The following is a 13,935-nucleotide window of genomic DNA, read 5'->3' on the forward strand; positions in this document are numbered from 1 at the left end:
AAATATTAAGAAGGGTTAAATTTTGACACCCAATAGGTCGTATAAGTTTGACTGCCCTTTAGAAGTAATCAAAAGGGTTCTGGAATCTTTGATTTTTCTCATCCAGTCTTCAGCAATCATTTTATTTAAAATACTCTTAGCCAGAGAACCTGCCAGGTGAGGCCGCCGCTCACTCCAGTCCAGGCAAGGTCTGGCAAAAGGACGTTTTTGTTTTAATAAACCAGTTGTATCTATACCAAATTCTTTAAAAAAAGACTCCCCTTTATTCGTCATGTCATAACCTTTGCCATGCGCTGCCAGGTATTCCATGGCTATTAACCGCTCATTAATGAGTACTCCTGCCCTGCCAGCAATATGATCATAACAGGTTCTGCAATATTCAAAAGGAACAGCTTTAGTTACCGGAACAATTATCTTTTTTTGATGGGGAGCCAGGTTTGACAGTGCTTCAATCGCATAAGCAACTTCTGCTCTGGCATAACTGAAATACCGGTGACGCCCCTGGTTACTAACCTTTAACAGATCAGCCAATACCATTTTCCCCAGGTGCATACTTGCGCTTTGGGGAGATACTCCGGCAACGATGGATAATTCAGTAGCCGTATAAGCCTTACCATCCATCAAAGCCCATAACATTTTAATACGTGCAGGTTCCCCGATCAATCCGGCAATACTGGCTAAATTTTCCATTTCCATTTTTCAAATATACCCGATTGCTAAAACACATACTTCATTTTAGAATGAAATGTTACCTTTGGAATTTATAAATTCCCATAATGAATAAGCTTGCTGCCCTATTATTAATTTGTTTCTTGTTGAGTTCTTGTGTTAAAACAAATGACGGACCTTACTCCGATTACAGATTTGAAGTATCCTGCGACAATTGTGTAATCTCCATTAAAAATGGTTTCGATGTCCAGACATACAATGTTTCCGGCTTTCGTTCCATTCCTTTTAATCATCAGCTGCCTGTAGTAGATGTATCATTGTATACCATTAACAACAGGGATTATACGACAGTTAAATTTCTTGGCAGCGGTTATAACAGGATATTATTTGATGATGATCTTTATTACGATGATCCGACAACCTATATCACCTTCAATTTATAAGCTATTATTTAAGCAGCTGCCAGCGGTTAAGTTCATCCTTAATGGTTGCCAGCATTGCTTTAGTGATCATTCCTCTCAATAAAATCCTCGTACCGATCCACAAAAAGAATTTGTGTACCAGCTTATATTTCACCAAATTAAGAATCAGCGCCTGTACACGTTTTTTCAGCACTCCGCTATATTGGCTTATCGCTTCCCAGTTTTGCACAGGCCAGTTACTGCCAGAACTAAAGGCAAATTGCGGAAAAGTATAATCAACCTCCTCTACTATCGGAATAATCTGCCAGTTTCCATCAACTTTTGACCGGTATTTATCTGTATCTATATCTTGATAACCTGCTTTAAATATTGGGTTTTCATTTTTAGCACGATCAGGAATTGTAAAATAATCACGTAAAAATATCTTGCAGTTATGCCTGCCCAGAAAATAGTCATGCACTCTGAATTCCTTATTCAAAAAACCACTAAAACCACCCAATGCCCCACAGGCAATAGCACGCTCTCCCTGAAGATCTTCTTTACTCCCATCCGTTTTTCTTAATTCCCTGGTAGGATCGATCAAAAACTGACCTGCACAGTTTTCATTCATTGCATCTACAACCTGTGCCGCTTTTGACCGCATCTGGCTGACCATCGCTGATAAGGTAAGTCCAATCACATGGATTAATTTATCAAACAGCTTAATATCAACAGGCTTAGTACTGGGAAACGGGGCAATCATCAATACTGTAGAATTGAAAGTACTATAATTATTATACAATGCCGGATGAACCTGCCCGCAGGCTGCACTCAAGACTTCTCTCACCTTATCAAAAGGCTCGTTATTAATCATCCCTCCATCAACGTTCAAAGATTGATAGGGATCAGTATTGATCTGGATTGCCTGAAGCATCTTTCCATCAAACAATGGATTATTATTGACAGCCTCTTTGGAACGGGTGACTTTTCTTGCTTTAAAACCAACTGGAAAAGCACCGGTAGCCAGTGCAGCGTCAACTGCAACCTGTGCATTAATTCCTGTTCTGAAGTTGAGCGGCATCCAGCCAGCAGAATGATGATCTGCCTGCTCCTGTGAACTCAGCTCGAAACAGGCATAGTCCTGGTGAACTTTCATATAATAAGGCCGCCTTGAACCGCGGGCATTAAAGTTTACATTGTAAGTGAAACCTCCAAGGTTACTCAGGGTAGTAAATAGTTTTAGTTTCCGGGGAAAGAAAGAAGGTAAAGGTCTCCATTGAATTGCTTCAGCAGCTTTAGGTTTCAGTACCCGGTCCGCAATTTCATCAATAAACAAGCAGTTCAATGCAGAAACTATTGTTCCATCAATATCATCGTTCTTCAGCATTCTATCAAACATATCTTTGTCGGTCAGGTCTACCCACGAATGATATAAAATATGATCTTTATGTTCTGCTAAAATATCAGGCCCCGGTTGATCAATGTGATACATTTCCCGCTGCAAGGCCGCAGCAGTAAGCAGAGCAGTCATTCCTCCTGCAGAAGCACCACCTATTACAGGTATTTCTATTTCATGTTTAGGTATACCGGGCTGTCCTCTTACTTTTTCATAGGCTTCCAAAGCTTCGAGTAAATAATCCATTACACCCGCTGTATAGGCGCCGGCAGACACTGCACCAGCCATACAGATTCCAAGATGGAATTTTCCAGGTTCAGCTGCTTGTGGTTGCTGACTTTCATTTGCCGTATTAAAAATATCGCTCATCATCAATGCCCAGATTCAAAATGATTATAAATGAAAATCAGAGTAGATTTCGCGAAGCTTCCCTGACTACCTTAACCCTGTAATTAAAGATAACGAAAATTTACAATAACTATCCGCTACTCTCTCTTACAAAAATTACCAGCCTATTCCATAATCTTCGCCATGGTTACTGGATCCTCCCCAAAGACTGCCATGTTTCCAGTCAAAATAAACCGCATTCACCGGGCCGCTGGTTCTGCCGCCAAAACTTAAAGTATAGCCCATTTTCTTCAGTTCATCTCTTACTTCCTGTGTTGTATTATCATTTAATAAGATCTGTCCGGGTTTAGGTTGGCGGTCAGTTGTTTTCGTCCCGCCGAGCGACAGCCAGAGCTGATTGGTATTGAAGTTTGCAGCTTCGGTAGCTTGCTGTACATTCATTCCGAATTCTGTAACATTTAAAAAGAACTGTAATAGATTCTGATCTTGTGTATCTCCCCCCTGAACAGCAGAAGCTAAAAATGGCCGACCATCTTTTAAAGCCATAGAAGGTGATAAAGTTACCCTTGGCCTTTTCCCCGGTGCAAGTACATTAAAAGGATTTAAAGCAGAGTCCAGCACAAAACTTTGCATCCGCTGACTCATACCCATTCCTGTTTTCCCGGCAATACAGGCCGGCAGCCATCCGCCACTGGGAGTCATCGAAACCACCCAGCCCTCCTGATCAGCAGCTTCTACAGAAGTAGTCCCTAACCACAACCTGTCCTGATAAGCCGCATCAGGCATGTGATTGGTCATATCATGTGCGGGCGCAAAATTCCGCTTCGTCTGATCCAGTTCATAACCTCTGTCTTTCAATAATTTGAGGTATGGATTTTTTCTTCCTTCAAAGGGGTATGGATTGCCGGGGCCTATAGCGGCGTCATTTTTATCATATTGTATTAATTTTGCTCTTTCTTTTGCATATTCTTTACTCAATAAGCCTTTCACAGGCCCTTTGGGCCCGTGATTTGGATCACCATAATAAAAGTCACGATCTGCAAATGCAAGGTTCATGGCCTGATACAGGGTATGAATGTACTTTGTACTGTTATATCCCATACCTTTCAGGTCAAAATTCTCCAGAATATTCAGCGCTTGCAAAAGCATCGGCCCCTGCGTCCATTGTTGTAATTTATAAACATCAACCCCTTTATAGTTCACCATCAGCGGCTCTTCTTCCACAGGTTTCCAGTTAGCCAGGTCTTCCATGGTGATCAGTCCGCCTTGCTCCTTACTGCTGCGTACAAATTCCTGAGCGATATCTCCTTTATAAACACGGTCATAAGCAGCCATAATTGCTTGCTTTCTATTCTTACCTTGTTGGAGTGCGGTTTGCTCTGCAGCTACCATTTTCTGAAGTGTAGCCAGCAAATCCTTCTGAACAAAGATTTCACCTGCTTCAGGCGCTTCTCTCTTTTCACCCGGGTGCGTCAGAAAAACTTCTTTACTGTAAGGCCACTCCTTAATTTTATCTTTTCCGCGTTCCATACTATTGGCTGCCTGCGCTTCTATCGGGTAACCCGCTGCCATTTCCATGGCCGGAGAAAGTACCTGTTCCAGGCTTAATTTACCATAATTGGCCAGCATATACAAAAGTCCGCCGGGTGTACCGGGGGTAGTTGCGGCCAAAGGGCCATATTCCGGAGGAAAATTATAGCCTTTATTTTTAAAGAAATCAACAGTCGCCCCGCTTGGTGCCACCCCCATTGCATTAATTGCAATTACTTTTTTAGTTTTTGGATTATAAATCAGTGCCTGGGTTTCACCTCCCCAGCTTAAAGTATCCCACATGGTACAGGTTGCAGCCAGCATCGCACAAGCAGCATCGACTGCATTTCCGCCTTTTTGAAAGGTTATTGCCCCAGCCGTTGCGGCTAGTGGTTTACCTGTAATGGCCATCCAGTTCTGACCGTGTAATACCGGTTTCTGAGTTTGTTGTGCCGCTACAGGAAAGATAGAAACTGCGGAAATAAATAATGCGGATACGAGTTGTTTCATAAAACCTAAAATAGTGAAAATTTACTGGCTTCTAAATCGAAAAACACCAGTAAAAGTAGAAAAACGATATTCCGGCTAAAATAATTATCTTCGCGCTCTTTATTTTAACTGAAGGATATGAAATTGGAAGAACAATTGCTGAAAAGAAGCGAGAATCAATGTGAATTATGCGGATCCGGGGAAACTCTTAAATTATATGAGGTACCACCACAATCAAGCAGCAATGAAGATAACTGTATCATGATCTGTGAGAAATGCCTGGCACAAATTGACAGGAAAGAAGAACTGGACAGCAAACACTGGAGCTGCTTAACGACAAGTATGTGGAGTGAAATACCAGGCGTACAAGTAGTTGCATGGCGTATGCTGAACCGTCTGAGCAATGAAAGCTGGGCAATGGACAACCTGGACATGATGTATCTTGATGAGGAAAGACTGGCCTGGGCAAAAGCTGCTGGCGGATTAGATAACGATACAGCTGCAGCAGAAGTACATAAAGATAGTCTGGGTGCTTTATTGCAAACTGGCGATACGGTTGTATTAACCAAATCTTTAGATGTAAAAGGTTCTCAGTTAAATGCTAAAATGGGTACAGTTGTTAAAAATATCCGTTTAGTAGATAATAATACCGATCAGATAGAAGGTAAAATTGAAGGACAGGTCATTGTGATCCTTACTAAATATGTAAGAAAACAAGGATAATATACAGGATTGAGTAAACAGCCGCAAGATTGGTGCGGCTGCTTACCTAAAAAACAATTCAGGGATGTTCTACTTTCAAAAGTTCCACTTCATAAATTAAAGCTGCACCTGGTGGAACTTCCTCTATTCCTGTATCTCCAAAAGCCAGTTTAGCGGGAATATAGAGTATCCATTCAGAGCCTTCAGGCATCATCAGTACTGCTTCTCCAAGCCCATCCAAAGCTTTATCTAAACGGTGTACCCAAGGTTTTTTCTCGTCGTAAGTACTCCATACCTTTTTACCGTTAACTAAAGTAGTACTAAAATTCAGACTCACCCTATCTTCCATTTTAGGCTTTTCCCCTTTACCTTGTTTGATAATTTTATACTGCAAACCTGAAGCCGTAACTTTTACACCAGGTTTAGTTTTATTTTTCGCCAAAAAGTCTTCACTTTCTTTATAAAACCATGTTTTTTTAGCTTCAACAGGAAAAGCATCACGATAGGCCCGGTTAGGCTTTAAATAGATCTTCTTTTGCTGATAATCAAGGATAACATCAAAACGCCTGATCACTTCCATCCCTAAAATACCTAAATAACCATCTTTCGGTTCTGCCTGATCATTGATGGTGAGCCTGATACCCATTTTACCAAAGTTAAATCCATTAAATGACATGGAATTAATAGTTGCCAGCTGATCTTGTGTAGTTGCGTTTAATCCCCTGCCCAACTGCATGCTGGTTTCTCCCAGTTTACTATTGAAATTATGATATTTACTAAAAGGCGTACTGACAATCAGGGTAAAAGCATTCCCTGTATCAAACATGACCCTGCCTGTAAAAGTTTCTCCGTTCGCCAGGGTAACTGAAACCGGAAAACGGGGAATCAGTATATCTTTATTAAATTCAAAAGGGATCCCTGTATAACCTGTCGTATCAACAGATTTGATCTGGTCGTAAAATGATATCTTTTTCCGCTCAAAATCAAGCTTTGTTATATACTTATTTAATACTTCATAGCCGATAATTCCATCCAGTTTTACGCCTATGGCTTCAGAGAGTGATTTGAAGTTTATCAATACCATATTAACATCATTGATTGCTATATTTCCCAGTTTTAAGTTTTGATGCAAAGCCATTTTATAATTCTGAGTTCCCCCGGATCCGCCAACTGAAACCGTCTCCCGGTTTTCTTTACTCACGCCAGCACGTTCCGCAGTCAATGAGTCTATAGAGATATTAGTGGCACCTGAATCAAATATAAAATTTAACGAGTCGCTCTGATTGGTTTGTACTTTGACTAACAGATGCGATCCGCGGGTTTCAAATGGGATTTGGGCAATTTGTGCTTTCAATTCTGTTTTACCTGTAAGTAAAACCCCCGTTATTAATAAATACTTTGCTAATTTCATGATGGTGTGTTTAATGCATACGAAGGTATTGAAGGCCGGGCAGCCCTCTGTCCTCTACTGTCTGTTTGACAATAACCTGAATCGTCAAACGAATGAATACTTCTGATCAGATCAAATCAGGAATTGAGATCCCTGATTGCTATGCACGTTTTTTGCAGGCCTGTTTAAAAGCAGATGTTCAATATATTACTGAGGTGTTGAACAATATATTTACTTTAGTGAGGTTAAAAAGAATATGCACTAAATGGATAGTAACAGTTTGATAAGTATTATAAGTCTGATTGCAGTTTTTGTTTCTGTGCTTTTATCATTTTTTCTTCTCACAGTACCTAGTGAAAGAAAATTGGGAAATGTTTTGCTGGCTGGCTTTATTTTACTGAATGCAATTGATCTGAGTGCGTGGTTTATTTATGGGTTTACCCTAAAACATCCTGATGTGGAGATATTCAGACGGTCTACTTCCTGGTTAATCAACCCTGTTTTCTATCTATATGCATTATCGATCTGTTTTTCGGATTTCAGGTTAAAAGCTAAACACCTGCTGCATGTTCTTCCTTTTATAGTTTATAATCTGGTTATGCTGCCGAAGGTTTACCTGGCAGATTTTACTGCAAAAACATTTTTTATTGAACATTATGGAGATGGGCCAGCTTCAAAACTCATGTTATTGGCGGGGCACCTGCAATTTACAGGCTATTTTATTGGTGTTTTCCTGATATTGAGAAAATACAGGAAGATTTATCTGGAAAACTATGCAGATAGCAGGACAATTACTTATAAATGGCTGTTTCAGCTTACGGTTGTGATCACAGTTGTACATTCTATTGTTACGCTGAAGGATATTTTAAGGTTTATTGTAAGCACCGATATTTTTAACGGTGCACAAATTATTGTTGGAATCAATGCAGTATTCATTTTGTGCTGGTTCGTATTGAAAGCATTATATTATCCGGATCTTTTCAGAGGGATAAATTCTAAAATTCAGCCTGCGGATGATTTAGTTCTGGAAGATCCTTTAATCAGCAAACTGGGTAAAGGAGTATTAAGTTTACAGGATCAGGAAGATATTCAGCGGATCAGGGATTATATGGTGCAGAAGGAGCCTTATCTTGAACCTGCGCTGACGATACAAGATCTCGCTGACCAGATAAATATGCCCGTAAAGGATTTGTCTATTTTGATTAATAATCATCTGGATCAGCATTTCTTTGATTTTGTAAACGCTTACAGGATTGAAAAAGCAATGAAAATCCTGAGAGACCCGGCCAGGACAAAACTGACAATCCTTGAAATTTTATATGAGATAGGATTTAATTCCAAATCATCTTTTAATACTTCGTTTAAGAAACAGACAGACCTCACGCCTACTGAATACCGCAAAAAGTATACAAAACAGAGTGGCTATACGGGCTGATCGCAGTTAAATCAAAACAATTATTATACTATTTATACCGCTTAATAAGGTATAACTTTACTCGTGAAAACCAATAATATATGCTTAACTGCTGGTAAAAATGATCAGAATAATGATTACCAATTTTAATATGAAGGAGCAGAAATGTATCGTGTATTTGTGCTCCTTAAAAAAATTAATTTTCTTTGATCATATAACTCATCCTGATATCCGGATGAATGAAATTATTTTGTTCTGCTATGGACCTGAGTCCATGGGCTTCAAAAAAAGGTATTAATGGACTATCAACCTGCTCTGTCAGCCACAATGATTCATAGCCTTTACTGATAGCTAAGCATTTATTGAGCAAAGATTGTTTAGCCTCACCAGATAAATAGTCCTTTAAAATACAAAAATCAGCGATACAGACTGCTTTTTTATCTTCCAGTAATGCTGGCCTTTTACCCTGAGTAGTTACAAATGCATAACCAGCTGCCTGTTCATCTACATAAACAACCAGCCACTGGTTACCAAAGCTATTCATTTCATCAATAATTTGTTTATCATTATAATGACGGAAAATATAATCCTCCATCACCTCTTCACTTACTAAATGGGCATATTTTTCTAAAGCGATAGTCCTGGTCAGGTATAATAATTCAGCAATCGCATCCTCAGTTGCGACCTTGAACTTCGTGATAACTTTTTGATCCATGATTTTAATTTTATAGGATCAAAGGTAACCACGATCATTAATCTATATTGATACACATTCCGCTTAAGTGACCGATACAGTGTCATATGCTATTAAATAACCGATACAGTGTTACGCGCTATGATTTATTAGCTTATCTATAGCTTTTTAGCATTTACAACGCAGCATTTCCCGCAAGTTTCAGTCCTTCAATCCGCTTTGCGGAATACTGATCAGCAAATACTATTCTGAAAAATCGTTTGAAATCACTCGAGAACGAAAAAGTTTCGCCTGGGGTGAACTTCACGCCTACCTTTTCACAATGCTGGTAAAAATCTTTGATGTTAATCTCATCGGATAGTTTTACCCATAAATTATAACCACCTGCAGGCATGACCATACTTGTACCTTTTGGAAAATAAGTAGTCAGCAGGTTAATCGTATGGTAAGCATTTTTTGATAACTGGGTTCTAAAAGTCCTGATATGCCTGTCATAACTGTGTGTATTCAGCAGCTTATTTACCGTTTCCTGGTAGACAGGGGAAACCGTACTGCCGGTCGAGAATTTCACCTGCTCTGCCTGTTGGAAAAACCGGCCTGCCGATAACCAGCCTAACCTGATTCCCGCAGCCAGTGTTTTAGCGTACGAAGAATAGGTCATCACCAGTCCGCTTTCATCAAATGATTTCAGATTAGATGGCCGCTGACCGGTGAAATTTAAATCTCCATATATATCATTTTCAATAATAGCTATCCCCCAGTGTTGTGCCACAGCCAGTACTTGTTTTTTCTGATCGTCAGAGAGTAATATTCCTGTAGGGTTCTGAAAGTTCGGAGTGATTAGTATTGCTTTTATTTTTGTGGTTAAGCATGCTTTCTGTAAATATTCTATATCAAATCCGGCCTGAAAATCCATTGGGATCTCCACTACTTTTAGCTGTAAAGTCTTAATTACCTGAAGAATGGAAAACACAAAGGGGCTTTCTACAGCAACCACATCACCGGCAGAACAGGTAGAAACCAAAGCAATATATAAGGCTTGCAATGCACCATCAGTAATCATCAGTTCATCAGCGTTCATCTTTGCATTGTAATGCGCTGAATGTTTGCAAATGTTATGTTTTAATTCTTCGGATCCTGTTGAAGGATAGTATCTTAATAACCCGGCACCTTGTTCCCTGATCACTTGCTGCATAGTCCTCAAAATCATTTTTTGAGGGACTAACAAATCTCCCGGAGCAGCCACATTGAATTCAGTTAAGGAATTCCGGCCAGCATATAAGGACGTAGTTTGTGATAATTTATGTTTAAATATAGCATCTCTAGCTATTGGCAAGCGTTTAGAGACAGGTATACTGACCTGATTTTCAGGCACATTAGAAACATAATATCCGGATTTATAGATACTTTCAACCAGTCCTTTACTTATTAAATAATCAAAACCCTGTTGTACAGCACCTGTACTCATCCTGTATTTGCTCATCAACGTTCTTACAGAAGGAAGTTTATGCCCGGGTTTATAAACGCCTTCTTTGATCTGTTCTTCAATAATTACTGTAAATTCTTCATATCGATATTGTTTCATAGTCAGACTGTACCGGTATATTTTAATTAAATAACAACTGTATCACAAAGGTAATAAATAACAACTGGCAGAAATATTAACTATTTTAATAAAAATATAAACAATACGGCACGGCATTTGGTTAAGCTGTAGTTATACACCAACTATCTTCTTGCCTAATGCAAAAATCTATCTTTCTGTTCTCCTTTTTATTGATTACCTACAGCGCAAATGCACAAAATGCAGCTGATGCTATTTCCGCAAATAATCAAGTCCGTGATACTTCAAATAAGCGGGATCTGATAGACTATGCCAAAATATTATTTAAAATAAAACCAGGTATAAAAACCGGAGAAAACCCCAGAAAAGTTTTCTTTTCACTACTGCCTATTGGCGGTAATGTACCTGGAGGAGGAACCGCACTGATTACCTCAACCAGCGCAGGTTTTTACCTGGGTGACCGTAAAACAACGAATATCTCCAATGTTACTTTCACACCATACTGGAATTTCAAAAGTCGTTTTGGACTACCATTGCGTTCCAATATCTGGCTGGCAGACAACACCTGGAATATTCAGGGAGATACACGTTTCCTGGTTTATCCGCAGTATACCTGGGGTTTAGGGAGTGGAAATGAAGATCAGAAGTTATTAGTAGATTATAAGTATATCAGATTTTATCAAAGTGCATTAAAGCGAATCAAGCCTTATTTTTATGCGGGTTTTGGTTATACACTGGATTATTTTGTAAATGTCAGGACACCTGATCCGGGTCTGCAGAAATTTAGCGGTTATAATTCAGGAACTGAAGAAGGAAGTAATTCTTTTTCTTCAGGAATATCTTTCAACTTATTATATGATACGCGGAATAATTCTATCAATCCGCTACCGGGAAGTTATCTGAACCTGGTTTTAAGAACCAATCCTAAGTTTTTAGGAAGTAAAACAAGCTGGAAATCACTTTATGTGGATGCAAGAAAATATATCTCACTGAACACCAAACCTCACCAACAGAACACGCTGGCTTTATGGTCTTATTTCTGGACAGGGTTAAATAATGGCATCCCTTATCTGAACTTACCAAGTATTGGATGGGACCCTTATAATAAATCTGGCAGGGGAATGGACCAAAACAGATACAGAGGAAAATCGCTGTTCTACGTAGAGAGTGAGTACAGAAGAGATATTACTGACAATGGTTTATTAGGCTTTGTGGTTTTTGCGAATGCCACCTCAGTAGCTGAACCGGAAACCAATTCTTTTAAGAAGATTCATCCTGCGGTCGGAGCTGGTATGCGGATCAAATTCAACAAGGGTTCCAATACGAATATAGCGGTTGATTATGGAGTGAGTAAAGGATTTTCCGGCTTCTCTATTGGTCTTGGAGAAGCTTTCTAAGGCAGTTTGTTAGGCATGACCATTATGGTATAACTATCAGTACCTATTATCGTCTGGAAAATATAATCAGTTGAGATATAATAGGTATTGATTTGCTTATTTTCTATTTCCTGTATATCTTTTTTCTCCGCCCCTGTCTGCTTGATTTCTTCCAGGATCAACTGATAAGCTTCTTCACCGCTCAATTGATAATAGAGTTGATTAGTAACCTCGTTATCTGCCTGAATTCTGAACCATGATAATGCTTTGCCTTGTTCAGAGGCATGTTTACCGAAAGAGAAGGTCTTATATAACTGATGTCCTTGTTTCCCTGACAGCTCAGGTCTTACTTCCCATTCATGCTTTACAAGACTATCAGTAACAGCCGAAACCGGCTGACCTATAAGTGATTCCAGCTGGTTGAGTTTAAAGTGCTGGGCACTGCTGAAAAAGCCGGAAAGACAAAGCAAAAATGTTAACGCATATTTCATGAAAGCAAAGGTAATAAAATGTAAAAAGTAGAGCCTTTATTAATTCTGCTTTGAACACCTATTGTACCTTTGTGGTTTTTGATAATCTCCATAGAGATGTATAATCCCATTCCCAATCCACCCGCCATTCTGTTTTTAACCTCAACACGATAAAATCTTTCAAAAATCTTGTCCAGCTGACTGGTAGAAAGACCGATCCCGTAATCTGTCACAGAAATCCTGACCTGATTACCTTCTTTTACAAATGATAATATGATATCTTTATGTAGCGGAGAATATTTTACTGCGTTATTAATCAGGTTCATGAGTACCTGTTCCAATCGTTCTGTATTTCCTTTAACGCTTACATCCGCCGCAGCATTAAAAATAATATTATAATCAGGAAACATATATCCGGCATTCTCTGCGCAACCGGCTATCAGCTCTTTAACACTTAATGGTGCCTGGTTAAAATCCAGTTTGCCAGTCTGGATCTTACTCACATCCAGCAGGTCATTGACCAGTGCTTGTAATTTACTGATTGAACTTTCAGCTTTGACTATAAATGTTTTCACCTGACCAGGAATGACCTCTTTTTTATAGTTAGAGATCAGCTGCAAATAAGCTTTCAAACTGGTTAGTGGTGTCTTTAATTCATGACTGGCAATGCCGATAAATTCATCTTTCTTTTCAATAGATTTACGCTGATCATCAATATCAGTTGCAGTACCTATCCAAAACAAGATTTCGTTATTTTCATTTTTAAAAGGAATACTTCGGTTCAGATGCCATCTGTAAATACCGTCATTGCGCTTACAGCGATTCTCAATTTCAAAAACCTCTCCGGTTTTCATACTTTGATTAAATTTTTCTCCGGTTAAAAGTAAATCATCAGGATGGATAATATGCCCCCATGATCCTTCAAATGTGGCATCAAAAGACAGGCCTGTATAATCATACCAGCGTTTGTTGAAGAAATTAAACTGTCCGGAGGGTAAGTTAGTCCAGGTTATCTGAGGAATATTATTCGCCAGCAGTGTAAAATGTTCCTGACTCACTGAAATTTCCTTACCTGAGTGTATAGCTTCGAGGGTATCGTGAGCTTCTTTCAGTTGGATTTTCAATTCTTTTATTTCAGCCAGTAACTGGTCTTGTGTATTTTGAGCACTCATTTTTTATTCTTAAATAATAATACTGATTGCCCGTACCGGATTACATGAAGCGCCGGTAGTAAATAAAGGTCAGTTGACATTTTGCATGTATATACCAGACTAATTGGGTGATATCAACTATACGATAACAAAAAAGCGACCAAAAAGACATTTAGTTTTCCTGGAAATGCCCTCCTGGCTTTCCTTCTTTTTATAAAACAGCGTACAACACTAATAGATGTACTTTAATCGTAAAATAGCTGCCTGAAATAATCATGAAATAATAAAAAAAATATAATCACGGATGATCAGGTCAATTACAATTCCTTGTTATTCGTTTA

The 13,935-nt window shown here is 39.0% G+C and carries 12 protein-coding genes; 4 read left to right on the forward strand and 8 right to left on the reverse strand.

Features of this window, described 5'->3' with window-relative positions:
- Positions 1 to 15: 15 nt before the first annotated feature.
- Positions 16 to 696 carry an ArsR/SmtB family transcription factor gene (locus tag AB3G38_RS07340; protein ID WP_367867844.1) on the reverse strand — a complete coding sequence of 227 codons (681 nt, stop codon included), beginning with the start codon at positions 694 to 696 and terminating at the stop codon, positions 16 to 18.
- Between the two features lie 80 nt (positions 697 to 776).
- Between AB3G38_RS07340 and AB3G38_RS07345 the strand changes: the two genes are divergently transcribed.
- Complete coding sequence (locus AB3G38_RS07345; protein ID WP_367867845.1) at positions 777 to 1,112, forward strand: hypothetical protein; 336 nt, start codon at positions 777 to 779, stop codon at positions 1,110 to 1,112.
- Positions 1,113 to 1,116: 4 nt separating this feature from the next.
- On the opposite strand, the gene AB3G38_RS07350 is transcribed toward AB3G38_RS07345, so the two are convergent.
- Entirely contained in the window at positions 1,117 to 2,838 is a 1,722-nt protein-coding gene (locus AB3G38_RS07350) for a hypothetical protein (RefSeq protein WP_367867846.1), read from the reverse strand.
- A 132-nt stretch (positions 2,839 to 2,970) separates the two neighbouring features.
- The gene (locus tag AB3G38_RS07355) at positions 2,971 to 4,854 is read right to left on the reverse strand and encodes a gamma-glutamyltransferase family protein (RefSeq protein WP_367867847.1); all 1,884 of its coding nucleotides are present in this window, start codon (positions 4,852 to 4,854) and stop codon (positions 2,971 to 2,973) included.
- Positions 4,855 to 4,971: 117 nt separating this feature from the next.
- On the opposite strand from AB3G38_RS07355, the gene AB3G38_RS07360 reads away from it, so the two are divergent.
- Complete coding sequence (locus AB3G38_RS07360; protein ID WP_367867848.1) at positions 4,972 to 5,556, forward strand: PhnA domain-containing protein; 585 nt, start codon at positions 4,972 to 4,974, stop codon at positions 5,554 to 5,556.
- A 58-nt stretch (positions 5,557 to 5,614) separates the two neighbouring features.
- Here AB3G38_RS07360 and AB3G38_RS07365 read toward each other — a convergent pair whose 3' ends face one another.
- A complete protein-coding gene (locus AB3G38_RS07365; RefSeq protein ID WP_367867849.1) occupies positions 5,615 to 6,946 on the reverse strand; it encodes an aspartyl protease family protein in 1,332 nt (443 codons plus the stop codon).
- A gap of 244 nt (positions 6,947 to 7,190) precedes the next feature.
- Between AB3G38_RS07365 and AB3G38_RS07370 the strand changes: the two genes are divergently transcribed.
- Entirely contained in the window at positions 7,191 to 8,360 is a 1,170-nt protein-coding gene (locus tag AB3G38_RS07370; protein ID WP_367867850.1) for a helix-turn-helix domain-containing protein, read from the forward strand.
- Positions 8,361 to 8,535: 175 nt separating this feature from the next.
- On the opposite strand, the gene AB3G38_RS07375 is transcribed toward AB3G38_RS07370, so the two are convergent.
- Both AB3G38_RS07375 and AB3G38_RS07380 read right to left on the reverse strand, forming a co-directional pair.
- Positions 8,536 to 9,054 (reverse strand): N-acetyltransferase, encoded by a 519-nt coding sequence (locus tag AB3G38_RS07375; protein WP_367867851.1) that lies wholly within the window; start codon positions 9,052 to 9,054, stop codon positions 8,536 to 8,538.
- Between the two features lie 154 nt (positions 9,055 to 9,208).
- Positions 9,209 to 10,618: a PLP-dependent aminotransferase family protein gene (locus AB3G38_RS07380; RefSeq protein ID WP_367867852.1), complete on the reverse strand. Its 1,410-nt coding sequence runs from the start codon at positions 10,616 to 10,618 to the stop codon at positions 9,209 to 9,211.
- A gap of 158 nt (positions 10,619 to 10,776) precedes the next feature.
- On the opposite strand from AB3G38_RS07380, the gene AB3G38_RS07385 reads away from it, so the two are divergent.
- Complete coding sequence (locus AB3G38_RS07385; RefSeq protein ID WP_367867853.1) at positions 10,777 to 11,994, forward strand: BamA/TamA family outer membrane protein; 1,218 nt, start codon at positions 10,777 to 10,779, stop codon at positions 11,992 to 11,994.
- Here AB3G38_RS07385 and AB3G38_RS07390 read toward each other — a convergent pair.
- Entirely contained in the window at positions 11,991 to 12,464 is a 474-nt protein-coding gene (locus AB3G38_RS07390; protein ID WP_367867854.1) for a hypothetical protein, read from the reverse strand. The genes AB3G38_RS07385 and AB3G38_RS07390 overlap by 4 nt on opposite strands.
- The gene (locus AB3G38_RS07395; protein WP_367867855.1) at positions 12,461 to 13,615 is read right to left on the reverse strand and encodes an ATP-binding protein; all 1,155 of its coding nucleotides are present in this window, start codon (positions 13,613 to 13,615) and stop codon (positions 12,461 to 12,463) included. The genes AB3G38_RS07390 and AB3G38_RS07395 overlap by 4 nt, the downstream gene beginning before the upstream one ends.
- Positions 13,616 to 13,935: the final 320 nt, after the last annotated feature.

This window comes from Pedobacter sp. WC2423 (assembly GCF_040822065.1).
In the GTDB taxonomy this organism is placed as follows: Bacteria; Bacteroidota; Bacteroidia; order Sphingobacteriales; family Sphingobacteriaceae; genus Pedobacter.

Coding starts and splice junctions, on each gene's coding strand:
- AB3G38_RS07345 (WP_367867845.1), top strand. CDS start 777: ATGAATAAGCTTGCTGCCCTATTATTAATTTGTTTCTTGTTGAGTTCT.
- AB3G38_RS07355 (WP_367867847.1), bottom strand. CDS start 4,854: ATGAAACAACTCGTATCCGCATTATTTATTTCCGCAGTTTCTATCTTT.
- AB3G38_RS07395 (WP_367867855.1), bottom strand. CDS start 13,615: ATGAGTGCTCAAAATACACAAGACCAGTTACTGGCTGAAATAAAAGAA.
- AB3G38_RS07340 (WP_367867844.1), bottom strand. CDS start 696: ATGGAAATGGAAAATTTAGCCAGTATTGCCGGATTGATCGGGGAACCT.
- AB3G38_RS07385 (WP_367867853.1), top strand. CDS start 10,777: ATGCAAAAATCTATCTTTCTGTTCTCCTTTTTATTGATTACCTACAGC.
- AB3G38_RS07350 (WP_367867846.1), bottom strand. CDS start 2,838: ATGATGAGCGATATTTTTAATACGGCAAATGAAAGTCAGCAACCACAA.
- AB3G38_RS07370 (WP_367867850.1), top strand. CDS start 7,191: ATGGATAGTAACAGTTTGATAAGTATTATAAGTCTGATTGCAGTTTTT.
- AB3G38_RS07390 (WP_367867854.1), bottom strand. CDS start 12,464: ATGAAATATGCGTTAACATTTTTGCTTTGTCTTTCCGGCTTTTTCAGC.
- AB3G38_RS07380 (WP_367867852.1), bottom strand. CDS start 10,618: ATGAAACAATATCGATATGAAGAATTTACAGTAATTATTGAAGAACAG.
- AB3G38_RS07375 (WP_367867851.1), bottom strand. CDS start 9,054: ATGGATCAAAAAGTTATCACGAAGTTCAAGGTCGCAACTGAGGATGCG.
- AB3G38_RS07360 (WP_367867848.1), top strand. CDS start 4,972: ATGAAATTGGAAGAACAATTGCTGAAAAGAAGCGAGAATCAATGTGAA.
- AB3G38_RS07365 (WP_367867849.1), bottom strand. CDS start 6,946: ATGAAATTAGCAAAGTATTTATTAATAACGGGGGTTTTACTTACAGGT.